General features: G+C 65.9%; 19 protein-coding genes. 4 read left to right on the top strand and 15 right to left on the bottom strand.

What is annotated here, in order from left to right; genetic code table 11:
* Positions 1–30: 30 nt before the first annotated feature.
* A complete protein-coding gene (locus ACO056_RS09150) occupies positions 31–1,587 on the bottom strand; it encodes a GtrA family protein (protein WP_421854969.1) in 1,557 nt (518 codons plus the stop codon).
* Between the two features lie 262 nt (positions 1,588–1,849).
* Here ACO056_RS09150 and ACO056_RS09155 point away from each other — a divergent pair, with 262 nt between their 5' ends.
* Positions 1,850–2,365 carry a c-type cytochrome gene (locus tag ACO056_RS09155; protein ID WP_421854972.1) on the top strand — a complete coding sequence of 172 codons (516 nt, stop codon included), beginning with the start codon at positions 1,850–1,852 and terminating at the stop codon, positions 2,363–2,365.
* Positions 2,366–2,664: 299 nt separating this feature from the next.
* Entirely contained in the window at positions 2,665–3,657 is a 993-nt protein-coding gene (locus tag ACO056_RS09160) for an SDR family NAD(P)-dependent oxidoreductase (protein ID WP_421854975.1), read from the top strand.
* Positions 3,658–3,727: 70 nt separating this feature from the next.
* Here ACO056_RS09160 and hemA read toward each other — a convergent pair whose 3' ends face one another.
* From hemA to bchF, 14 genes are all read right to left on the bottom strand, one after another.
* Positions 3,728–4,948 (bottom strand): 5-aminolevulinate synthase, encoded by a 1,221-nt coding sequence (hemA, locus tag ACO056_RS09165; RefSeq protein ID WP_421854978.1) that lies wholly within the window; start codon positions 4,946–4,948, stop codon positions 3,728–3,730.
* A 41-nt stretch (positions 4,949–4,989) separates the two neighbouring features.
* The gene (gene puhE, locus ACO056_RS09170) at positions 4,990–5,775 is read right to left on the bottom strand and encodes a putative photosynthetic complex assembly protein PuhE (protein ID WP_421854981.1); all 786 of its coding nucleotides are present in this window, start codon (positions 5,773–5,775) and stop codon (positions 4,990–4,992) included.
* Positions 5,769–6,908: a magnesium-protoporphyrin IX monomethyl ester (oxidative) cyclase gene (gene acsF, locus ACO056_RS09175; RefSeq protein ID WP_421854984.1), complete on the bottom strand. Its 1,140-nt coding sequence runs from the start codon at positions 6,906–6,908 to the stop codon at positions 5,769–5,771. The genes puhE and acsF overlap by 7 nt, the downstream gene beginning before the upstream one ends.
* The gene (locus ACO056_RS09180) at positions 6,905–7,192 is read right to left on the bottom strand and encodes a hypothetical protein (RefSeq protein ID WP_421854987.1); all 288 of its coding nucleotides are present in this window, start codon (positions 7,190–7,192) and stop codon (positions 6,905–6,907) included. Before ACO056_RS09180 ends, acsF begins: the two co-directional genes overlap by 4 nt.
* The gene (puhC, locus tag ACO056_RS09185) at positions 7,192–7,674 is read right to left on the bottom strand and encodes a photosynthetic complex assembly protein PuhC (protein WP_421854990.1); all 483 of its coding nucleotides are present in this window, start codon (positions 7,672–7,674) and stop codon (positions 7,192–7,194) included. The genes ACO056_RS09180 and puhC overlap by 1 nt, the downstream gene beginning before the upstream one ends.
* Positions 7,671–8,300, bottom strand: coding sequence for a photosynthetic complex putative assembly protein PuhB (puhB, locus tag ACO056_RS09190; protein WP_421854993.1), 630 nt, complete (start codon positions 8,298–8,300; stop codon positions 7,671–7,673). Before puhB ends, puhC begins: the two co-directional genes overlap by 4 nt.
* Positions 8,297–9,073: a photosynthetic reaction center subunit H gene (gene puhA, locus ACO056_RS09195; RefSeq protein WP_421854996.1), complete on the bottom strand. Its 777-nt coding sequence runs from the start codon at positions 9,071–9,073 to the stop codon at positions 8,297–8,299. Before puhA ends, puhB begins: the two co-directional genes overlap by 4 nt.
* 73 nt (positions 9,074–9,146) lie before the next feature.
* Positions 9,147–10,589, bottom strand: coding sequence for a BCD family MFS transporter (locus tag ACO056_RS09200; protein WP_421854999.1), 1,443 nt, complete (start codon positions 10,587–10,589; stop codon positions 9,147–9,149).
* 2 nt (positions 10,590–10,591) lie between these two features.
* Positions 10,592–11,332 (bottom strand): magnesium protoporphyrin IX methyltransferase, encoded by a 741-nt coding sequence (gene bchM / locus ACO056_RS09205; RefSeq protein ID WP_421855002.1) that lies wholly within the window; start codon positions 11,330–11,332, stop codon positions 10,592–10,594.
* Positions 11,329–12,219: a ferredoxin:protochlorophyllide reductase (ATP-dependent) iron-sulfur ATP-binding protein gene (gene bchL, locus ACO056_RS09210; RefSeq protein WP_421855005.1), complete on the bottom strand. Its 891-nt coding sequence runs from the start codon at positions 12,217–12,219 to the stop codon at positions 11,329–11,331. Before bchL ends, bchM begins: the two co-directional genes overlap by 4 nt.
* 12 nt (positions 12,220–12,231) lie before the next feature.
* On the bottom strand, positions 12,232–15,939 hold the full coding sequence (locus ACO056_RS09215) for a magnesium chelatase subunit H (RefSeq protein ID WP_421855008.1): 3,708 nt from the start codon (positions 15,937–15,939) through the stop codon (positions 12,232–12,234).
* Positions 15,929–17,512 (bottom strand): ferredoxin:protochlorophyllide reductase (ATP-dependent) subunit B, encoded by a 1,584-nt coding sequence (gene bchB / locus ACO056_RS09220; protein ID WP_421855011.1) that lies wholly within the window; start codon positions 17,510–17,512, stop codon positions 15,929–15,931. The genes ACO056_RS09215 and bchB overlap by 11 nt, the downstream gene beginning before the upstream one ends.
* A gap of 4 nt (positions 17,513–17,516) precedes the next feature.
* The gene (locus ACO056_RS09225; RefSeq protein WP_421855014.1) at positions 17,517–18,821 is read right to left on the bottom strand and encodes a ferredoxin:protochlorophyllide reductase (ATP-dependent) subunit N; all 1,305 of its coding nucleotides are present in this window, start codon (positions 18,819–18,821) and stop codon (positions 17,517–17,519) included.
* Positions 18,818–19,339 carry a 2-vinyl bacteriochlorophyllide hydratase gene (gene bchF / locus ACO056_RS09230; RefSeq protein ID WP_421855424.1) on the bottom strand — a complete coding sequence of 174 codons (522 nt, stop codon included), beginning with the start codon at positions 19,337–19,339 and terminating at the stop codon, positions 18,818–18,820. The genes ACO056_RS09225 and bchF overlap by 4 nt, the downstream gene beginning before the upstream one ends.
* Before the next feature lie 239 nt (positions 19,340–19,578).
* Between bchF and ACO056_RS09235 the strand changes: the two genes are divergently transcribed.
* Both ACO056_RS09235 and ppsR read left to right on the top strand, forming a co-directional pair.
* Entirely contained in the window at positions 19,579–20,529 is a 951-nt protein-coding gene (locus tag ACO056_RS09235; RefSeq protein ID WP_421855017.1) for a cobalamin B12-binding domain-containing protein, read from the top strand.
* Positions 20,530–20,543: 14 nt separating this feature from the next.
* On the top strand, positions 20,544–21,965 hold the full coding sequence (gene ppsR, locus ACO056_RS09240; RefSeq protein ID WP_421855020.1) for a transcriptional regulator PpsR: 1,422 nt from the start codon (positions 20,544–20,546) through the stop codon (positions 21,963–21,965).
* The last annotated feature ends 34 nt before the right edge of the window (positions 21,966–21,999 follow it).

The following is a 21,999-nucleotide window of genomic DNA, read 5'->3' on the forward strand; positions in this document are numbered from 1 at the left end:
CCTGCTCTGGAAGTTTATCGTTATAGTCTATCAATCAAGTTGAGTTTGCAAGCGCCGGTAGAGCACGCTGTCCGCAGTCTTGCGCAGCGGCACCCATCCGGGCAGCCGCGTCCTCGGATCGAGCCGGATCACCCACAGGAACCGCACCCGGTGCGGGACCGCTGCGACCACTTCGGGAAGGGCGGGCAATTCTCCGCACGTATGGAGAAATGTGATCGTCGAAGGATCGCGGTCGAACGGGGCGAGGCGGGGGTTGTGGATGCGGATCAGCTGCCCGCTCGGCAGCTGCCATTGCCCGTTGTCGAACAAGTGCCGCCGCGCCAGGCCATAGCCCATGATGTGCCGCCGCCGGTCGGTATTCCACGTCTCGCACTCGTCGAGATACAGTGAGACAAGATTGACCCCGCGCGGGGCCGCTTCGATTGCCGTCAGTGTCTCGGCAAACTGCCGCCCCGAAATCGCCATGCTCGCCGTGTTGCTCGCCAGCCGTGCCAGTCCGAACACCGCCGCCCCGATCATCAGCCAGTGCACGAGCCGCCGATCCGCATCGGGCCCGGGCACTGCAGCCAGCACCAGCAGCGCGAGAATGACCGGCGCGAGCCGCATGTCGGCATAGCGCGAGCCCAGGATCGTGTCCGGCATCAGCATATAAAGCGCCAGCATGAGCAGCGCCGCCAGCAGCAGCCCCCGGTTCAACACGAAGGCTGGATGGCGCAGCCCCAGATAGATCGCGAACAGGATCACCCCGACACAGGCCGCGTCCCAGCCGAGCCAGCGGTCGGTCAGCGCCATCATCAGCCATTCGATCTTGCGCAGCGGCGAATTGCTGTACTCGAACAGCGGCACCGGATCGCCGCCCGGTTTGCTCACCAGCATGCCGATGATCTGCCCCAGCAGCAGAGGCGCGGTCATCAGGCCCGTGGCAATCACCGTGCCAACCACGCCGTGCCCCTTGCGCAGGCCGGCCTCCAGCGAGGTCACCCCCGCCAAGACACAGAACACCGCCCATCCCACGAGATGGCACAGCCACAGCACGAACCCGATCGGCACGAACAACGCCGTGCGCAGCACCGGCCGGCGCTCCAGCGCGATCCACAGCGCCATGGCGTGGAAGGCCAGCGCGATCGACAGCGCAAAATTGACGAAGCCGTAGAGGTAGGGCAGCGAGATCGCCACCGGCAGCGCGTAGAGCGCGTTCACCCCGATCCGCCCATGCGCGGCGCGCGCCAGCAGCAGGATGCCCGAAACCGTGAGCGGCGGGATCAGCCCGACAATCAGGTGGACCGCCGGTTCCAGCCCCATGACGGGCGCGAGGAGCTGCACCAGCAGATCAACGCCGAGGTTGGGCAGCAGCCCCCACTCGAAGCTGTACCAGTTGCGCAATACCTCCGAACGCCCGGCATCGAGCTGCACCGCATAGCGCCCGACATGGCCGCCAAGATCGATCAGCGGCAGCACCGGCGCGCAGATCGCGGGCAGGGCAGCCAGCGCGCTCAGCAGCAGGATCAGGGCAAGCTCCGCCGACGCCCGTTCAGGCGCCGCAGCCGGGCGCGCATCAACCAGTACGGAGAACGGCCATACCCTCATCCCGTCCGCCTTTACGGGCGCTCTGGCGCTGCTGTCAAAGGGGGCGTTCGCAGAAGGAAAAGCGCGGCGCGATGGCAGATCGGGCCCGTGCGCGCGACATGCCCTTGAGGACAATTGCCCGGCGGCTGATCCGGGTGAAGATTAAATGTGTGTAAGGAACACGGTCCATGCCTGCTGCGCGGCGTTTGTCGGTTGCCGGTCTGCGATTTTCGTCATAATCGTTCGGCAGTTTGCAACTGCCCCAGTCGTTAAAGGAGTGGCCATGAGCAATTTGAGAGGATACCTCGGTTTGATCGCCCTGTCTGCCGCACTGGCAGCTTGCGGCGGCAAGAAGCAAGAAGCCGCGGCGCCTGCTGCCGAAGCCCCCGCTGCGGCCACTTCGGCTGCTGCTGATGCGGCTGCTCCCGCTGCCGCCAAGATCGCGGCCGACGACGTCACCACGCTCGATGGCACCAAGTTTGCTGACATGAAGGGCGATGCCAAGCACGGCGAAGCTGTCTTCACCCAGTGCAAGACCTGCCACGTGATCGATCCGGGCGTGAACCGCATCGGGCCCTCGCTCCACGGCATCATCGGCCGCAAGTCGGGCCAGATCGCCGGCTTCTCCTATTCGACCGCGAACAAGGAAAGCGGCATCACCTGGACGCCTGCGAAGCTCTACCAGTACCTCGAGAAGCCGCAGCGGGTTGTCCCCGGCACCAAGATGGCCTTCGCCGGCCTGCCCAAGGGCCAGGACCGCGCGGACGTGATCGCCTACCTGACCGAAGCGACCAAGTAAGCCTCGCTGCCATCAGCGCCCAAAAAGAGCGCCGCTCCCGCAAGGGGGCGGCGTTTTTTGTGGGCGCGAAGCTGGCGGATTGGGCGCCGTCAGAGAGCTATGCACGCCGCCGTCCCCACACCCCGTCCGTCCTGAGCTTGTCGAAGGACTGCCCAGTTCTGGCCCCACAGCGCCTTGCCTCCAAAGCAAGGAGAGTGCTTTGACAAGCCATCCAAAAGTGAATGGCATGCGTGCAAATTTGGCGAGTTCCAGTCGAACCTGAAGATGCCCATCTCCTGATCACCAGCAGGAGTTTGACCATGCCAACCAAGACAATGACCTTCGGACGCAAGTCCACCACCGACGATGTGCTTGCAGGGATCGACCTGACCGGAAAGCGCGTCCTCGTAACCGGCGTATCAGCAGGGCTGGGGGTAGAAACCGCCCGCGCCCTCGTCAGCCATGGCGCTGAGGTGATCGGCACCGCACGGGATCTGGCCAAGGCCGCCAAGGCCCTCGCCGATGCCGGATTGGAGAGCGCCGCCGTGCAACTGGTCCGGCTCGATCTGGCCGATCTTGCGAGTGCCCGCAGCGCAGCCGACACACTCTGCGCCGATGCGCTTCCGCTCGATCTCGTGATTGCCAATGCCGGCGTCATGGCGCCGCCCTTCGCGCTCACGACCGACGGATTCGAAACCCAGTTCGGCACGAACCATCTCGGGCATTTTGTCTTCGTGAACCGGATCGCCAGCTTGATGCGGCCCGGATCGCGGCTGGTGATGCTCGCTTCTTCCGGGCACCGCTTTGCGAACGTCGATCTCGAAGACCCGAACTTCGCGACCACCGCCTACGAGCCTTTCATCGGATACGGCCGTTCGAAGACGGCCAACGTCCTCTTCGCCGTCGAGTTCGACCGGCGCTATCGCGCGCTCGGCCTGCGCGCGACTGCGGTCCATCCCGGCGGCATCCGCACCGAACTCGCCCGTCATATGGGCGGCGAGAAGCTCCAGTTGCTGTTCGATCAGATCAACGCCGATCTCGCCAGCGAAGGCAAGCCGCCGATGGAATGGAAAACGCCGCAGCAAGGCGCCGCGACGACGCTATGGGCTGGCCTCGTTGCGGACGCGGATGAAGTAGGCGGTCGTTATTGCGAGGACTGCCAGGTCTCACCCGTGATCGCCGACGGCAGCATCGGCTTCGGTAGCCCGGGCGTGCGGCCTTATGCGCTCGATCCGGAAACGGCGAAGGCCTTGTGGACGAGGAGCGAGGAATGGGTCGCGGAGAGCTTCGATTTGCGATCGCCAAAGCACTAACCCGAGCCGCAAGGAAAAGGCCCGGCCCCCCGCGCCTGCGGGAAGCCGGGCCTTCCAATTTCAGTTCACCTCAAGCTGCGTGTGAACGCCGCGCCAGTTCGCATTGCGACCAGATATCGCTCAGTGCTTCCAGCAACCGGTCGATATCGCCGTCGGTATGGACGGGCGAGGGCGTGATGCGCAGCCGCTCGGTGCCGCGCGGGACGGTCGGATAGTTGATCGGCTGGACGTAGATGCCGTGGTTGTCGAGCAGCCAGTCGCTGATCATCTTGCACTTGCGCGCGTCGCCCACCATCACCGGGATGATGTGGCTCGGGTTGTCGAGGTGCGGGATGCCCAGCGCATTGAGCTTGCGGCGCACCGTGCTCACCCGGTCGCGGTGACGGGCGCGTTCGTAGCCGCTTACCTTCAGGTGCTGGATGCTGGCGCAGGCGCCGGCGGCAAGGGCAGGGGGGATCGCTGTGGTGAAGATGAAGCCAGAGGCGAAGCTGCGCACATAGTCGCACAGCGCTTCCGAAGCCGCGATATAGCCGCCCATCACGCCGAAGGCCTTGCCCAGCGTGCCTTCGATCACGTCGATGCGGTCCATCAGCCCTTCACGTTCGGCAACACCGCCGCCGCGCGGGCCATAGAGGCCGACGCCGTGGACTTCGTCGATGTAGGAGAGCGCGCCGTGCTTTTCGCAGACTTCAACGATCTCGCGGATCGGGGCGATATCACCGTCCATCGAATAGACGCTCTCGAACGCAACCAGCTTGGCGCGGCCGGGGGCCACTTGCGAAAGCTTGGCATCCAGATCGCGCCAGTCGTTGTGCTTCCAGATCACCCGCTCGGCCTGGCTGTGGCGGATGCCCTCGATCATCGAGGCGTGATTGCCCGCGTCCGAGAACACGACGCAATCAGGCAGGCGCGCTGCCAGCGTGCCGAGCGCCGCCCAGTTCGAGACATAGCCCGAGGTGAACAGCAGCGCGGCTTCCTTGCCGTGCAGATCGGCAAGTTCGGTCTCGAGCAGCGCATGGTGGCGGTTCGTGCCCGAAATGTTGCGCGTGCCGCCTGCGCCCGCGCCGCATTCGTCGATCACGGTGTGCATGGCGTCGAGCACCTTGGGGTTCTGGCCCATGCCAAGGTAATCATTCGAACACCAGACGGTCACTTCCTGCGTGCCGCCATCCACATGGCGCGTCGCCCTGGGGAAGGAGCCGCGATGGCGCTCCAGTTCAGCGAAGATGCGATAGCGCCCTTCGCCGCGGATGCCGTCGAGTTCCTGTGTAAAGAAGGCCTCATAATCCATGGCCGAAATACCCCTTCCCTTCAAAACTCAGATCCGGGCCCTCAAGCGCCCAGGTGATTGCGGCGGCCAGGCAGAGCCCAGCCCCAGAGTGCGCCGTCGCGAAACGGCAAGGCTAGAAACACGTGTTCAAGAACGCCCAGCGCAGCCATTGCAAAGAGCAGGCTGGCGCGGACGGCTTCGGTGCTGCCGGCGGGCGCGGCCAGCGCAGCCTGCCCGAGCAGGGCGGCCAGTACCACCGTAAACACCAGCGCCAGCCCCAGTGCCGCCGAAAAGCGCCGCGGGCCGAAATAGCTGCGCAGGTATTCGAGGTGCGGCGGCAGCAGATCGCCGACCTGGCTCGGCACTCCGGCATAAAGCGCGAACTTGCTGGTGAGCCGCAGCGCAAGCAGCAGCACGAAGACTTCGGCCCCCGTCGGGTTGATCGCGTTCCAGCCCAGCGAAAGCAGCATCAGCGCGGTGAGGGCGAGGGCGATCTCGTGGTAGATCAGCGTCGATCCCGCATCGATGAAGCGGTCCCAGCCGCGTGCAGCGGGATTGCTCGGCTCGCGCCGGGGGCCCGCGACCGCGCCCATGAGGAAGCTCGCCTCATGCCACGACCAGACCATCAGCGCGCCGACGAACCCGATATAGGCCCCCGCCATGCCGGACATGACCGAACCGACCACGACCGCGACGAGCCCGAGAATGCCGCCAGCCCCCGCAAGCGCCAGCGCACGCGGGAAAGTCGCGCGGTCACGGTTGTCCAGCCACGCGATCAGCCCGGTGGCGAAGAACCACACGAGCAGCGTGACCACCATGGGCACGGCATGGCCGGAAAAGCTTACCACGAAGGCTGCATCCGCACCTGGGCGGGCAGGACATTCGGGCGGGTGCGGTGGAAATACATGCGGGCAAAGGCAAGGCCGGCGGCCGCGACGCCGGTGTAGCGCTGCACTGCGCCAACCAAGCCGCCGCGCGCCTTGCCGGCGGCAATGCGGTTGCTGGCGCTAAGCAGATCGTCCATCCGGCGGCGGAAGGCCGGATCATCGGTCTCCAGCTCGATCGGGAACACCTGCCGCGTGATCGCGGTGCAGACCGAAAAGACCTTGTAGTCATACTCGGTCGGATCGACGCCGAGCGCTGCATGGAACAGCGGGCGGGCATGATCGCGCACATACATGGTGGCGTAGACCGAAAGCAGGAAGAAGCGAATCCACAGGCGGTTGAGCCCGGTCAGCAGCTTCGGATCGGCGCGCATAAGGAGGGCAAACGCCTCGCCGTGGCGGAACTCGTCGTTGCACCATTCCTCGAACCACGAAAAGATCGGGTGGAAGCGGTGCTCGGGGTGCTTGGCGAGGTGGCGGTAAATCGTGATATACCGGGCATAACCAATCTTTTCCGAAAGATACACGGCATACCAGATGAACTTCGGCCGGAAGTAGGTGTACTTCTTGGATTTCGTCAGGAAGCCCAGATCAACGCCGATCCCGGCATCCTTCAGCGTTTCGTTGATGAACCCGGCGTGGCGGCTTTCATCGCGCGCCAGCAGCTTGAACAGCATCTTCATGTCCGGATTGCGCGTGCGCCGGGCCATTTCGGAATAGAGCACGCAGCCGGAGAATTCCGAAGTCATCGAGCTGACGAGAAAGTCGGTGAACTCTTCGCGCAGCGCGGGTTCGAGCCCTTCGATGATCCCCTCGAAGCTCTCCGTCCGCTTGAAGTGCAGCTTGTTGCGGTCGGCCTGCATCTCGGCAATCAGATCATCCCACTCGGCGCGCACCGGCGAAACGTCGATCGCATCGAGCGCGGCGAAGTCGGTCGTGTAGAACCGCGGGCTCAGCACCGTTTCGGCGCGCGCCATGGCCAGGGTATCGAGTTTGGCGCTGCTGCCGCTGTCGATATCGAGGCCGGCTGCTGCTGCGGCACGGCTGAACTCTTCATGCGCGGACGACTTCGGGTCGATCGTGGTAGGGGCGTTCATGACGGTCTCCCGGGCGTAAAGCTGACTTCGTAGAGTTCGGTAAGGTCGAAATAAGCGGCCAGCCTGATCCAGAGCCGCACGAGCGGTCCAGCCCGCGTTACCGTTGCCATCCGGTCGATGGCGAGGCTTTGACCAAAATCAACGCGGATCGGTGCGCCGTGGACCTTGACCCGGTCCCCCGGCTGCAATTCGATATCGCCAGCCAGTCGCACATGCGCGTGGAAGTGCTCCGGCGTCTGCTCGATCTCGATGCGGCAGGGGGTATCGAAGCGGCTCGCGCTCATCAGGCGGCGCCTCCGGGCAGCAGCGCGGCAAAGGCAGCGCGGTTGTCCGGTCCGAATGATCCAAGCTCGATGTTGCGGCCGGTGGCCTTGTCCTCGAGGCTGAGCGTGCCGTTCTTCCACAGCGTCAGCGTGAAGGGCGGGGCCATGCCGACACCGCGGATATGCCGCTCGCGCGCCATGCCCCGCATCACGCCGCGCACGAAGCCGTTGCCGGGCACGCCGTCCACCAGAATGCGCACCGTCTCGCCGGTGTTCACATCGCGCACCACCACGGCTCCGTCACCGCGGTCGGTGAAGCTGAGCTGGCGCACCAGTGCAGGCGCAACGTGCGCTTCGGACCGGGCGATGGCGGGCACCGCTTCCCGGCTCAGAACGCCGACTTTGACCAGCGCGGTGAGTGCAAGAGCGGTTACCACAAGCATCAGCGCAGCCGTAAGCGCGCCCTTGGGCATCGTTTGCTCATGATCGTGAACAAGGCTCATGCTGCAACCTCCCGTGCGCCCAGGGCGGGACGCGGCGCGTTGACAGTCTGCGTGGTTTCGCCGCGCTGTTGCACCGGCACGATCGCCGCAGTCGCCTTGGCCAGAATGCCGGCCGCTTCAGCAGCATTGGGCAGTGCGCGCAGCATCGGCTGCGGCTTGGCAAGGCGGAAGGGCCGGGCATGGGGCCAGAGCATCGCGTAGCCGAGCATGCTGGGGCCCTGCAGCGTGAGGGCGATATCACCATAGCCAGCGCCCAGGCCCCGCAGATCCGCGCCGCCCAGCTTCACCAGCGGCAGGTTGATGCACTTGCTGAGCGCAACGCCGATGCGCAGCACCACGCGGCGGTTGGTGATCGTATAGACCGTGCTGCGCGCCACCAGCAGCGCGAAGCCATACGTCAGGCCCATCGCCAGCACGCCGAAGCCCGCCGTCAGCAGCGCACCCAGCGGCGTCCCGCTGACGAGCGCCCAGCCGACGAGCAGCGCAAAGTATCCGCCGATCCACCGCGCTCCCAGCGCGCTGCGGGCAAATACCCAGGCATCGGGCGTGCCCTGCCAGAGGATCGCCTCACCCGGAGGCAGATCACCCGGCAGGCCGCGGATCGGTTCGATATCATGCTCTCTCACAGGATGGGCTCCTGCCGGCCGGCGTTGGCATAGAGATAGCCACCGCCGAAGTAGCCGATCACGCGCTCTTCTTCATAGCGGGTGATCTCGGTCGCGCTTTCGAGCTGCGGCACGGCGTCATAGTCGGCCGCATTGATCGCATCGATGCTCACGCCCGAAGCGCTCACCGAAGCCATCGCCATCGGAGCGAGCACGGTCTTGCCGCTGGTCGTCTCTACCGTGAGATAGCGGACCTGGTGCTCGGCGCGGTCGATCCACATGTCGGTTACCTTGCCGGCCACCTTGCCGTCGGCCGCCGTCACCTTCATGCCGCGCGGATCGAGGCCGCCCTTCCACACCGAGATGTGGCTTTCGCTCGAAAGCGGCACGATGCGGGCGCGGCCATGCGCGTCCTGATCGGGCCACTTGGCGCGATTGGCGTAAGATGCCGGGCCGACACCGTCGACCAGCGGATTGCCGGTCGGCACATACGGCGCGCCGGGGAAGTTCTCGAAGCGCTTGGCGGCGATGTCCACCGGCTCGCGGCCTTCGGTCGGCCCGACCGGGGCGACCACGGTGCCGCGATCGAACGGCAGGATGAAGCGCTTGGGCAGCGCCGTTGAAAGCGGGCCACCCACGCTCTCGATGAACCCGTTGATCTCGTCCTCGAGCGGATAGCCCTCGCGACGATCCTCGCGCCGCAGCCAGAAGACCAGAGCGACGAAGAAGAGGAAGAACGCCCAGAGCGCGAGCTCTGCCACGTCAATCGAGCCAACTACATATGCGCTTTTCATCGGACGTTCCTTTCCCGGATCAGGGCCCCGGAGGCCGCAATTCCCACCACCTCAATCACATTCGACACCACATTCATGTCGGAAACTCTGGTATCGCCATCTGCCCGCCGGGCAGTTCGCCGGCGATCCCGATGCGCTTGCCCGCGAGCGGACCAAGCACCACCAGCGCCGCCATCAACATCACGATTTCAAGGCTGTAGACCGTGGCATAGCCTGACGCGCGGCCGCCTGGGCCGCTGGCCCACGAGACGGTGTCGCGGATCACCCCGCCCACCGCGAGCGCGCTGCCAGCAGCTGTCGCCTGCACTGCGCCCCATGCGCCCAGCGCCACGCCTGAATCGCCGCGCTGCGCCAGCGACATTGCCGCGATCAGCGTGCCAACAGAGAACAGCCCGATGCCGAACCCGATGGTTCCCGCGCCGATGGCGAGCAGGATCGCGGCGTGAAGCGGCGCTGCCAGCAGCACGAGGATGAATGCACAGATTCCACCAACCATGCCGCAGCCCGCAAGCCGCAGCGGATCGAAGCCGCGCTCCAGCACGCGCGTCGAAAGCGAGAAGCCGGCAATTGCGCCCATGGCCCACGATCCGGTCAGCATCGTCGTCGAGCCGACCGTCAGGCCGAGCAATTCGGCGCCGTAGGGCTCAAGCAGCGCGTCCTGCATCGCAAACGCCGCCGCACCGAGGCCGATGGCCGAAAGCAGGCGGACAGTGTTGGGCTCGGCCACGAATTCGCGCCAGACGTCGCTGAACTCGGGGGTCTCGCGGTCCTTGGCAGTCGCGCCGGGATTGCGGCCTTCCTGCTTCCACAGCGCGGTCACGTTGAGCACCAGCGTGACGACCGCCGCGCCCTGGATCACCTGCACCAGCCGGGTCGGGCTGAACGGCACCAGCAGCCCGCCGATCACGAAGGCCGAAACCATCATGCCCACCAGCAGCATCACATAAAGCAGCGCCACCGCGCGCGGGCGCTTGTCCTCGCGCGCGAGATCGGTGGCGAGTGCAAGGCCCGCCGTCTGCGTCACGTGGAGCCCGGCGCCCGTCAGCAGGAACGCCAGCGCGCCGCCGCCAAGCCCGGTGTAGAACGTGCGCTGCTCGCTCATCAGCAGCAGCGCGAAGGGCATGATCGCCAGACCGCCCCACTGCATCAGCGTGCCGAACCAGATATAAGGCACGCGCCTCCAGCCGAGCACCGAGCGGTGGGTATCGGACTTGTGGCCGATCAACGCGCGCAAGGGGGCAAACAGCAGCGGCATCGCGATGAGCAGCGAAACCAGCCAGGCCGGCGTGTGCAGCTCGACGATCATCACCCGGTTGAGCGTGCCGTTGAGCAGCACCGTCGCCATGCCCACGCTCACCTGAAACAGCGCAAGGCGCAGCAGGCGGGGCAAGGGCAATTCGGCGCTGGCTGCGTCGGCAAACGGCAGCCAGGTCATCGCCACGCGTGTCCACTGGCCCGCCATCCGCGAAAAGCGGGTCTGCGGCATGGCTTCGGTCAGGGCGGGCGTTGCGGTCATAGTCAGTCGCGCACCAGTTCGAGGGCGTTGGAAATGTAGAAGCCGGTGCCGATCCGCTTCGTGCGGCCGACATGCCAGCCGGGCAGGGCGGCTTCGATCCGGTCGATGAGATCGGCATCGCACACCGGCACGATCGCGGGCGCGCGGTCGCTGCGCGGGAAGAGCAGGCCCATCGTGTGCATCGCGCGCAGCATCGGGGTCGAGGGCGCATGGGTGAACACGATCGAGCCGTCGCAGCGCTGCGCCAGCGAGACCAGCGTGGAGACAATGTCTTCCGGCCGGTAGTGGATCAGCGAATCCATCGCGACGACATGGTCGAAGCGGCCATGCGCGGGATCGAGCATGTCGCCCACCCGCCAGTGGATGCGGCCATGGCCAAGGAATGAGGGGCAGCGTTCGTGCGCAATCGCGACGAGCCCGCCCGCAACATCGACGCCGACCACTTCGGCTCCGCGCCGCGCCGCCAGCACGCTCAGCGCGCCCGTGCCGCACCCGGCATCGAGCACGCGCATCCGGCGCAGGTCGTGCGGCAGCCAGCCCAGCAGCACGTCGCGCATCGCATCGCGCCCGGCCCGCACCGTGGCGCGGATCCCGCTGACTTTCGCATCCGAAGTCAGGTCGATCCACGCCTTGCGGGCGGTGCTGTCGAAATAGGTCGTCAGCTTCTCGCGCTGTGCTTCAAAGCGCGAGCCGTGCCGGGAGACCTGGCCATCAAAGCCGGAAGATGCGCGCGTCGCCATCATTCATACCCCAGGAAATCGAAGATATCGCGGTCTTTCATGGCCGTCGCCTCAAGCGCAGGCGTGCCATTCCAGAGGATGCGGGCAAGATTGAGGTATTCCTCACGCGCCGCGATCACGTCCGGGCTGTCGGGCATTTCGAACAAGGTGCACTTCTTCAGGCGCGAGCGGCGGATCGCGTCGAGATCCTTGAAGTGGGCGAGCCGCTTGAGCCCGATGGCGCTGTTGAAGCGGTCGATCTCGTCGGTGCCCGCCGAACGGTTGGCGACAACCCCTGCAAGGCGGACGTCGTAGTTTTTCGACTTGGCGTTGATCGCGGCGACAATGCGGTTCATCGCGAAGATGCTGTCGAAATCGTTGGCGGCGACGACGATCGCGCGTTCGGCATGTTGCAGCGGCGCAGCGAACCCGCCGCACACCACATCGCCCAGTACGTCGAAAATCACGACGTCCGTATCTTCGAGCAGGTGGTGCTGCTTGAGCAGCTTCACCGTCTGCCCCACGACATAGCCGCCGCAGCCGGTGCCTGCAGGCGGGCCGCCTGCCTCGACGCACATCACGCCGTTGAAGCCTTCGAACATGTAATCCTCAGGCCGCAGTTCCTCGGCGTGGAATTCCACGGTTTCGAGCACGTCGATCACCGTCGGCATGAGCTTCTTGGTGAGCGTGAAGGTCGAATCGTGCTTGGGATCGCAGCCGATCTGCAGCACGCGGTGGCCCATCATCGAGAAGGCGGCGGAGAGGTTCGACGAGGTGGTCGACTTGCCGATGCCGCCCTTGCCGTAAACGGCAAAGACCTTGGCATTGCCGATCCGGTCGGCCGGATCGAGCCGGACCTGGACCGAGCCATCGCCATCGAGCTTGCGGACGGGGGGATCGAGAAGTGCCATAATTGGTTTCCTTTATGCCGCGACGGCTTCGACGCCCGAGGGGATCACGCCCTCAAGGCGGTCCTCGAGTTCGTCGCTGGCGGCGTGGAGGGCTGCGAGAGTGGCTTCGTCGGGCGACCAGAACTTGCGGTCGACCGCTTCGAGAAGGCGGTTTGCTACGCGGGCCGAAGCGCGCGGATTGAGGGCGGCGATGCGCTCGCGCATGGCGGCGTCGAGCACGTAGGTTTCGCTGATGCGCTGGTAGACCCAGGGATCGACTTCGCCGGTGGTGGCGGACCAGCCCATCGTGGTGGTGACATGGCCCTCGATCGCCCGCACGCCTTCATAGCCGTGGCGCAGCAGGCTTTCGGTCCACACGGGGTTGAGAATGCGGGTGCGGGTTTCGAGCGCGACCTGCTCCTGCAGGCTGCGGACCTTGCCCGAGCCCTGGGTCTGGTCACCAATATAGACCGGCGCGGTCTCGCCGCCCTTGGCGCGCGTCACGGCGCGGCTGATGCCGCCGAGCGCATCGACATACTGATCGATCGAAGTGATGCCGAGCTCGACGCTTTCGAGGTTCTGGTACGCGCAATCGACTGTCTTGAGCGCCGAGGCGAGGATCGCGGCCTGACGGATCGGCACGCCCTTCACGCCGTAGGCATAGCCCTTCTGGCGCTCGAAGCTGTCGGCCAGTTCATCGGGATCGGTCCACGCGCCGTTGTCGATCATCAGGTTGACGTTGGCGCCATAGGCCCCTTGCGCGTTGGAGAAGACGCGCAGTGCCGCCGTCTCGAAATCGCAGCCATGTTCGCGCTGGTGGGCGATGGCGTGGGCGCGCACGAAGTTCATCTCGATCGGCTCTTCGGCCTCAGCCGCCAGCAGCGCGGCTTCGGCCAGCATGCGCGTTTGCAGCGGCAGCAAGTCGCGGAACACGCCCGAAAGCGTCGCGATCACGTCGATACGTGGGCGGCCCAGCTCTTCAAGCGGGATCAGTTCGGCCCCGGCAAGGCGGCTGTAGCTGTCAAACCGCGGCCGCGCGCCGATCAGCGCAAGGACCTGCGCGATCTGCGCGCCTTCGCTCTTGAGGTTGTCGGTGCCCCACAGCACCATGGCGACCGTTTCCGGGAGATGCCCGGCATCTGCCATGCTGCGTTCGAGCAGCTTCTTCGCCTGCTCCGCGCCGTCCTTCACCGCGAAGGCCGAAGGCAGGCGGAACGGATCGAAGCCGTGGATGTTGCGGCCGGTGGGCAGGATTTCCGGCGCGCGCAGCACGTCCCCGCCCGAGACGGGGCGGATGAACCGGCCCGAAAGCGCGCGGACAATGCCGTCGAGCTCGTAGTTGGTCGAAAGCGCCGTATTGAGCGCGGCCATGTCCTTCAGCAGCGGCGTATCGAGCTTCAGCCGGCAATCGACCAGCAGTTCGGCGACCTGGGCAGAAAGCGGCTCGCCGCGCGCTTCGGCAGAGGCGCGCACCATGTCGATGCGCTCTTCGCGCGTCGCGGCAAGGCCTGCCACGTGCAGCCCCTGCGGGATCAGCTCGCGCTCGATCTCGTAGAGCCGTGCGGCAAGCGCCGGCACGTCGCTGCCTTCGAGGTCCAGCGCTTCGGCCTGTTCGGCAATCAGTTCGGCCAGCAGCGCGGCCTGCTCGTCGCCGGGGGGCAGCGAACGCCAGCGCTCGACCGAAGCCTTGAGGTCGGCAAGGCCCTTGTAGACGCCCGAGCGGGTGAGGGCGGGGGTGAGGTAGCTCACCAGCGTCGCGCCCGAACGGCGCTTGGCGAGCACGCCTTCCGAAGGGTTGTTGGCCGCGTAGAGATAGATATTCGGCAGATCGCCGATCAGCCGGTCCGGCCAGCACTCGGCGGTGAGGCCGGTCTGCTTGCCGGGCATGAATTCAAGGCTGCCATGCGTGCCGAAATGCAGCACGGCGTGGGCCTGGAAGTCCTCCCGCAGCCAGCGGTAGAACGCGGCGAAGGCGTGGCTCGGGGCAAAGCGGCCCTCGAACAGCAGCCGCATCGGATCGCCTTCGATGCCGATGGCGGGCTGAATGCCGACGAACACGTTGCCGAACTGCGCGCCAAGGATCTGCACCGCGCTGCCATCCGATTGCAGCTTGCCCGGCGCGGGTCCCCACGATGCCTCGATTTCCTTGAGCCAGGTCTCGCGCGCCACGATGGTATCGGCCAGCACCCGCGTGTGGACATTGGCCTCGGTGCCATAGCGTGCCGAATTGCCGATCAGGATCGCCGAGCGCAGCGCATCGACGCTGTCCGGCACTTCGACCGCATAGCCTTCCGCCGCCAGCCGGACGAGCGTGGCGTGGAGCGATTCGAACACGCTCAGGAACTGCGCCGTGCCAGCCGCGCCCGCATTCGGGGGGAAGTTGAACAGCACCACGGCGATCCGCCGCTCCGCTGCCGCCGCACGGGCGAGATCGATCTGCTTGACCACGCGCGAGGCCAGCGTCTCGGCGCGTTCCACGCAGCTTTCCATCTGGCGCACGCCCGCAACCCCGGATCCGGCAAAGGTGCAGCCATTGGCGCAGCCGGTGCAAGCCTCGCCGCTGCCATCCGAGCGGCCGCCGAACACCATCGGCTGCACCGCGCCGTCCAGCTCGGGGATCGCGATCATCATCGTCGATTCGAGCGGCAGCAGCCCCTGCGGGTTTGCGCCCCAGGCCTGCAAGGTCTGGAATTCCACCGGATGTGCGGCAATGTAGGGCCGGTCGAGCTTGGCAAGGATCGCCTCCGCCGCCGCCGTATCGTTATAGGCAGGCCCGCCGACGAGGCTGAAGCCCGTCAGGTTCACCACCGCATCGACCGTCGCCTTGCCGTCCTTCATGAACAGCGCCTCGATGGCCGGACGCCCGTCGAGCCCGCCGGCGAAAGCCGGGATCACGCTGAGGCCCCGGGCCTCCATCGCCGCGATCACGCCGTCATAATGGCGCGCATCCTTGGCGAGCACATAAGAGCGCAGCATCAGCAGGCCGACCGTGCCGCGCTTGCCTGCCGTGGCGCTGGCGGGCAGGGCCGCCGCGCTCGATGCCATGCGCGGGGTCATCGCGGGGTGATAGACGCCAACCTCGGGATACTCGCGGGGCGCTTCGGCCTTCATCGCGCCGCGAAGTGCAGCACGTTCGCCGCTGGCATAGCGGTCGATCAGCGCGCGGATCATGTCCACCACGTTGTCGTCGCTGCCTGCCAGCCAGTATTGCAGCGTCAGGAAATAGGCGCGCACGTCCTGCGCAGTGCCCGGCACGAAGCGCAGCAGCTTGGGCAGGCGGCGCAGCATGGCCATCTGGCCCTTGCCCGAGCTCGCCCCGGGCTTGCCCGATCCGCGCAGCTTCTTAAGCAGCCCCATCATGCCCGTCGCGGGCTTGTCCATGCGGTAGTCGCCCATCCGCGTGAGTTTGACCACTTCGCCCGCCGACATCAGGCCGACAATCGCGTCGCAATCCTCGCGGCGGGCTTCCAGCGCCGGCATCACCGCGCGGATATGGTCCTCGAGGAACAGCATCGTGCACAGGATGATGTCGGCACGGGCAATGTCCTCGCGCGCGGCATCGAGTGCACCGGCCTTTTCTTCCCAGTCGGCCGCCGCGTGAAAACCGATCGTTACGCCGGTGCCCGCGCGGGTGAACTGCGCCTGCGCACGCTGGAATGCACCGGAGAGGTGGTTGTCGAGCGTAATGACGACAACGCGTACCGCCGTGCCCGGCGTGGGGAGGGGGCCGTTACCGCGCATAATGGGCTTTTGCCTCGTAGAGCGTGTCGAGCGTGATAGCCGGCAGGCCCATGTCGTTCGCGTACTTCTCGGTGTTGCGCTTAGCCTTGCCGCGCACGAAGAACGGAATCTTGCGCAGTTCGCGCTCGGCTTCGTCGGTCCAGCCGGCCGAGCCGTCCGAAGCAGCGACGGGCGCGGCTTCGTCCTTGATGAGAATGTCGCCCGCAGGCGCGAGCACCGGTTCGGCCTTCGCATGCGCAGGAACAGAACCGTGGAGGTGCGAGGGGCCCGCTGCGTCGCTGAACTCGAAATCGTCGCGGAACATGGTGAGGAGGTGCTCCTCCAGACCCATGACCAGCGGGTGCACCCAGCTGTCGAAGATCACGTTCGCGCCTTCGAAGCCCATCTGCGGGCTGAAGCGCGCCGGGAAATCCTGCACGTGGACAGGTGCCGAAATCACCGCGCAGGGAATGCCGAGGCGCTTGGCGATATGGCGCTCCATCTGCGTGCCGAGCACCAGTTCGGGCGCGGCGGCGGCGATGGCATCCTCGACGGCCAGGTGATCGTCGGTGATCAGCGGCTCGAGGCCGTATTCCTTGGCGGCATTGCGGATATCGCGGGCGAACTCGCGGTTGTAGCAGCCGATCCCGCAGACAGTGAAGCCAAGCTCCTCGTGCGCGATCCGCGCAGCAGCGACCGCATGAGTCGCATCGCCGAACACGAACACGCGCTTGCCGGTGAGATAGGTCGAGTCGACCGAGCGGCTCCACCACGGCATGTGCGAGGAAGGATCATTGAGCGCCGGCGCGGGATCAACCCCGGCGAGCGCGGCCACTTCGGCAATGAAGGCCCGCGTGGCGCCCACGCCGATCGGCACGGTGCGGATCGTCGGCTGGGCAAAGGTCTTGTCGAGCCAGCGCGCGGCTTCATCGCCGATCTCGGGATAGAGCACCACGTTGAAGTCTGCCGCGCCGATCGTGCGGATATCCTCGGGCGATGCGCCCTGCGGCGCGACGAGATGCACGTCGATGCCCAGCAGGTCGAGAATGCGGCGCACTTCGCGCACGTCATCGCGGTGGCGGAAGCCGAGCGCGGCGGGGCCGAGCAGGTTGACGCGCGCACGGCGGCCTTCGCGCGGCGCGGGGCGCACCGAGGTATCCGCCAGATGGCGCACGATCTGGTAGAACGTCTCCGCCGCGCCCCAGTTTTCCTTGCGCTGATAGCTGGGCAGCTCAAGCGGGATCACCGGGCAGGGCAGGCCCATGTTGTTGGCAAGGCCCGCCGGATCATCCTGGATCAGCTCGGCCGTGCACGAAGCGCCGACCAGCAGCGCCTGCGGCTTGAACCGCTCCACCGCATCACGCGCGGCGTTCTGGAACAGGCTCGCGGTATCCTTGCCCAGATCGCGCGCCTGAAACGTGGTGTAGGTTACCGGCGGACGGGCACTGCGCCGCTCGATCATCGTGAACAGCAGGTCCGCGTACGTATCGCCCTGCGGCGCATGGAGCAGGTAATGCACCCCGCGCATGGCCGTCGCGACCCGCATGGCGCCGACATGTGGCGGTCCTTCATAGGTCCAGACGGCGAGCTGCATGGGCCTAGATCCTCATCACGTCGCGGCGGCGCAGGGGCCGTGCGAACAGTTCGGCGAGGTCACCCGCCTGGTCGAAGCCGTGCACCGGTGAGAACACCAGTTCGATCGACCACTTGGTGGCAAGGCCTTCGGCCTCGAGCGGATTGGCAAGGCCAAGGCCGCAAACGGTTAAATCGGGCCGGTCGGCACGAACGCGGTCGAGCTGGCGTTCGACATCCTGCCCTTCGCTGATCCGGGTCCCTTCCGGCAGCCGCGCCAGATCGGCGGCCAAGTGCGCGCGGTGGAGATAGGGGGTGCCCACCTCGACCGGGATCATGCCCAGCTCGGTGGCGAGGAAGCGCGCCAGCGGGATCTCCAGCTGCGAGTCGGGCAGGAATGTGATGCGCTTGCCCTTGAGCGCGGGAATGTAGCGTTCGAGCGCCCGCTTGGCCCGTTCGCGGCCCGGCGCGATCACGCGGTTGATGTGCATCTCGTCGATTCGGAACGCGAGAGCCGCTGCCGTAAGCCACGCTGCGGTGCCTTCGGCGCCGAAGGGGAAGGGGGCATCGATGCGCACCGCGCCCCGGTCTTCCAATGCGCGGGCCGTCTCGCCCAGAAATGGCTGCGCCAGGATATAGCGTGTGTTGGGGCCGATGGCGGGCAGCGCCCCGGCGCGGCGGGCAGGCAGGACGCCCACATGTTCGATGCCAAGCTCGGCAAAAGCCCTCAGGAACTGGTCCTCGACGATATCGGGCAGGGCGCCGACGAGCAGCAGCGATAGCGGCGCATCGGCCGCCTGCACCGGCATTTCCGGCACCAGCGTGGTAAGGCAGGCGTCCTCGCCCTCGGTGAAAGTCGTCTCGATCCCGCTGCCCGAATAGGCGAGGATCCGTACACCTTCGCCGGTTTCGCTGCGCAGATGCCGTGCGCCGATGCGCTGGGCGGCATTGCCCAGATCGAGCTTGATCACTTCCGAAGGGCAGGAGCCGACAAGGAAAAGCGTCCGGATTTCCGGGCGGCGAGCGAGCAGCCGGTCAACCACGCGGTCCAGCTCGGCGTGGCAATCGGCCATGCCGGCCAGATCGCGCTCTTCGATGATCGCGGTGGCAAAGCGGGGTTCTGCGAAGATCATCACGCCCGCGGCCGATTGCAGCAGATGCGCGCAAGTGCGCGAGCCGACCACGAGGAAGAACGCGTCCTGCATCTTGCGGTGCAGCCAGACGATGCCGGTCAGCCCGCAGAACACCTCGCGCTGGCCCCGCTCGCGCAGGACTTCGAAGGCGCCGTCACGCGGCTTTTCGGCAGCGGCGAGAGCTTGAACCGGGCTCATGCGGCGGCTCCCTTCAGCATCTGCGCCTGAAGCCGTGCCGCACGCAGTTTCAGCAGGAACTGCGCGGCATTGACGACATATGTAAGGTAGGCCGCGAGCGCGACCGTGAGGCGCGCTTCCAGCGTGCCGAAGTGGCCGAGCAGCATCACGAGGTAGGCCGTGTGCAGCGCGATGACGAGCATCGAGACGACATCTTCCCAGAAGAATGCCGGGGCAAACAGCCACTTGCCGAAGACGACCTTCTCCCAGATCGAACCCGTCACCATGATCGTGTAAAGCGTGAGCGTCTTCGCGATGACCGAGAGATCGGCAGCAAATGCGCCGTCACCCGTCAGCAGGCAGCGCAGCACCAGCGTGACGCTGACCAGAAAGACCACGAACTGGAAGGGAGCGAGCAGGCCCTGGACCATGGTCCACGGCGTCTGGTCGCGCCTGCGCTGCTCTTCAGCCGTGTAGAGAGGACGGGTCTGGCGGACCGCCCCGCGAGCGTTCTGCCGGGGGTCCGATCCGGACCTGATTCCCTGCAGTGCTGGCGTACCACCGTTCAACATCCTTGGCGTCCCATCCCTCTTAGCAATGAGGAGCTTACGACTCGTTTTGAGCGACTGTCAATAAAATTGGACGACAACTGAAATTGACAGAATTGGGTTTGCCAAGGTTTGGGATTGGGCGTACGTCTTGCGTGAGGGACAGAGTCGGAGTGTCTTTAACCACTATCCCCACGCGGCACTGGCCGCGGCAGACGGGAGAGTCTGACATGGACTTGGCAGTTGGCAAAAGCGGCCCCATGAATGGCCAGGGCCCCCGGAAGGGGGAGCAATCCGCCACACATGAAGAGCATTCGGGCATGGCCATCAGCAGCCGCCGCAAAAACGCCAACACCGGTAGCGGCCGTGGTTCAAACAGCCGTCGTCAACGCCCTGGCTCCAGCCCCTCGATCTGCACGCTTATCGAAGCCGAGATCATTCCCCAGCTGCTGGTCGCGCACCGCACGCGTCCCGGCCGCAGCCTGATGCAGGGCAGCGGCCTGATCACGGCTGACGATGTCGCGCGCTTCTCGCCCCTGCCGCTGACCCTTCAGGCCGATGAACTGCTCATCCATGTCGAAGAGTATATCGCGCGCGGTGTCGGTATTGACGCCATCCTCGTCGATCTCCTCGCCCCGGCCGCGCGCCGCCTCGGCGCCCTGTGGGAAGATGACTTGTGCGATTTCCTCGATGTCACGATCGGCTTGTGGCGCCTGCAGGAAGTGATGCGCGAAATAGCGTGGGGCAGCCCGATCATCACCGGGCCGCTCCGGGTGCCGAGCCGGGCGCTGTTTTCGGCGATGCCGGGCGATCAGCACAGTTTCGGCGCCACGATGGTCCACGAGGTCTTCGTCCGCGCGGCGTGGGACAGCGAAGTTCTGGTCGCCCCGGATATGAGGCAACTCGTCGCAAAGGTCGCTAACAAATCGTACGATCTCGTTGGGTTGACCGTATCTTGCGATGTCACTACCGAGTCCCTCGCAAGAACGATCAAGGCAGTTCGCAGTGTGTCAATGTGTCAAGAAGTGAAGATTCTGGTGGGAGGACACGCCGTGAACGCCAATCCAGCCTTGGCTGATGAGGCCGGGGCCGATGGCTCAGCAGTCGATGCAACCGGAGCGCTTGCTCTCGCCAACCATCTGGTCGGCGCGGCCACGCACCGGACCGTGAACGCCGGCTAGGGCCGGTCATTTCCGTGGCAGAACCCGAACGCGCCCTCGCGGACAAGACACCGTTTACCCGGTCAGAGTCCGCTTTCAACGACATTGGTTCGGCTGATGCCCTGCGCCTTGTGTTCGCCGCTGGCGACGTGACATTGTCGCTCGATCCTGACGGCCACATTCTCGACGTAGCGGCAAACCGGCAGGACTTTCCGGGGTGTGACAGCTGGATCGGCCAGCATTTCAACGCCACTGTCACGGTCGAAAGCCGCAGCAAGGTCAAGGACATGCTGCAGGTCGAACCCGGTGAGGCGGGCAACCGCTGGCGCCAGATCAACCACACCAGCCCGGCCGGCGATATCCCGGTGCGCTATCTGCTGATCAGCCTTGCCGGCGGCAAGCGGCTGGTTGCCGTGGGGCGCGACATGCGCGGGGCCATGGTGCTCCAGCAGCGCCTGCTCCAGGCCCAGCAATCGCTTGAGCGCGATTACATGCGCCTGCGCCAGATCGAGACACGCTACCGCCTGCTCTTCGATCTTTCGTCCGAGCCGGTCCTGCTCGTGGAGGCGGACAGCCAGCGCATTCAGGAAGCCAACCCCGCCGCGCATGCCTTGCTGGAAGCGCGTCCTGGCAGCCTTGTCGGCTCCAAGCTTTCCGGGCTCGTCGCGCGCAGTTCGCGCGATGCGCTGATCGCCTATCTCGGCGCGGTGCTGACAACGTCCGAAGTCTCGCCGCTCACGGTCGATCTCGAACGCGTGCGCCAGCAGCTCACCATCTCGGCTACGGGCTTCCGTCAGCTGGGCGGGCGCTACCTCCTCGTCCGTCTCGGCAGCGCGATCGCGCGCACCACCGAAGGCGCCGCCACGCTGCTCGATATCGTTGAGCGCATGCCCGATGCCTTTGTCGTCGCCAATTCCGATATGCGGATCATCGCGGCCAACATCGCATTTCTCGAACTCGCACGCGCCGCCTCGCTCGATCAGATCCGCGGACGCCCGCTGGGCGAGTTCGTCGGCCGTCCGGGCATCGATCTCGATCTGATCGAAGGCCAGCTGACCAAGTACGGCCTTGCACGTAATGTCAGCACCGTGGTCCGCGCGCGCGATTCAGAGATCGAGGAGCCGGTGGAACTCTCCGCCGTGCGCACTTCGGGCGATTCTCCGTGCTACGGCTTCGCGATCCGCGAGATCGGGCGCCGCCTGCGCGATTTGCCGCCGACTCCGCTCGATCTGCCCCGTTCGGTCGAACAGCTCACCGAACTCGTCGGCCGCGCGTCGTTGAAGGAAATCGTGCGTGAAAGCACCGACTTGATCGAGCGCCTGTGCATCGAAGCGGCGCTTGCCTATACCTCCGATAACCGCGCTTCGGCGGCGGAAATCCTCGGTCTCAGCCGGCAAAGCCTCTATTCCAAGCTGCACCGCTACGGGCTCGGCAATCTCGTGGGCGAGAGCGAATAGCGCCTCCTACGCAAGTGTAAGAATCAATTGACAC

Origin of the sequence: Novosphingobium sp. (genome assembly GCF_965228995.1) — a bacterium.
Classification (GTDB): domain Bacteria; phylum Pseudomonadota; class Alphaproteobacteria; order Sphingomonadales; family Sphingomonadaceae; genus Novosphingobium.

Bases quoted from the DNA above. Each gene is read 5' to 3' on its own strand.
- bchB (WP_421855011.1), bottom strand. From the start codon at position 17,512: ATGCAGCTCGCCGTCTGGACCTATGAAGGACCGCCACATGTCGGCGCC.
- ACO056_RS09200 (WP_421854999.1), bottom strand. From the start codon at position 10,589: ATGACCGCAACGCCCGCCCTGACCGAAGCCATGCCGCAGACCCGCTTT.
- ACO056_RS09160 (WP_421854975.1), top strand. From the start codon at position 2,665: ATGCCAACCAAGACAATGACCTTCGGACGCAAGTCCACCACCGACGAT.
- puhA (WP_421854996.1), bottom strand. From the start codon at position 9,073: ATGAAAAGCGCATATGTAGTTGGCTCGATTGACGTGGCAGAGCTCGCG.
- ACO056_RS09180 (WP_421854987.1), bottom strand. From the start codon at position 7,192: ATGAGCGCGAGCCGCTTCGATACCCCCTGCCGCATCGAGATCGAGCAG.
- ACO056_RS09225 (WP_421855014.1), bottom strand. From the start codon at position 18,821: ATGAGCCCGGTTCAAGCTCTCGCCGCTGCCGAAAAGCCGCGTGACGGC.
- ACO056_RS09150 (WP_421854969.1), bottom strand. From the start codon at position 1,587: ATGAGGGTATGGCCGTTCTCCGTACTGGTTGATGCGCGCCCGGCTGCG.
- ACO056_RS09235 (WP_421855017.1), top strand. From the start codon at position 19,579: ATGGACTTGGCAGTTGGCAAAAGCGGCCCCATGAATGGCCAGGGCCCC.
- acsF (WP_421854984.1), bottom strand. From the start codon at position 6,908: ATGAACGCCCCTACCACGATCGACCCGAAGTCGTCCGCGCATGAAGAG.
- bchM (WP_421855002.1), bottom strand. From the start codon at position 11,332: ATGATGGCGACGCGCGCATCTTCCGGCTTTGATGGCCAGGTCTCCCGG.
- hemA (WP_421854978.1), bottom strand. From the start codon at position 4,948: ATGGATTATGAGGCCTTCTTTACACAGGAACTCGACGGCATCCGCGGC.
- bchL (WP_421855005.1), bottom strand. From the start codon at position 12,219: ATGGCACTTCTCGATCCCCCCGTCCGCAAGCTCGATGGCGATGGCTCG.
- puhC (WP_421854990.1), bottom strand. From the start codon at position 7,674: ATGAGCCTTGTTCACGATCATGAGCAAACGATGCCCAAGGGCGCGCTT.
- ACO056_RS09155 (WP_421854972.1), top strand. From the start codon at position 1,850: ATGAGCAATTTGAGAGGATACCTCGGTTTGATCGCCCTGTCTGCCGCA.
- ACO056_RS09215 (WP_421855008.1), bottom strand. From the start codon at position 15,939: ATGCGCGGTAACGGCCCCCTCCCCACGCCGGGCACGGCGGTACGCGTT.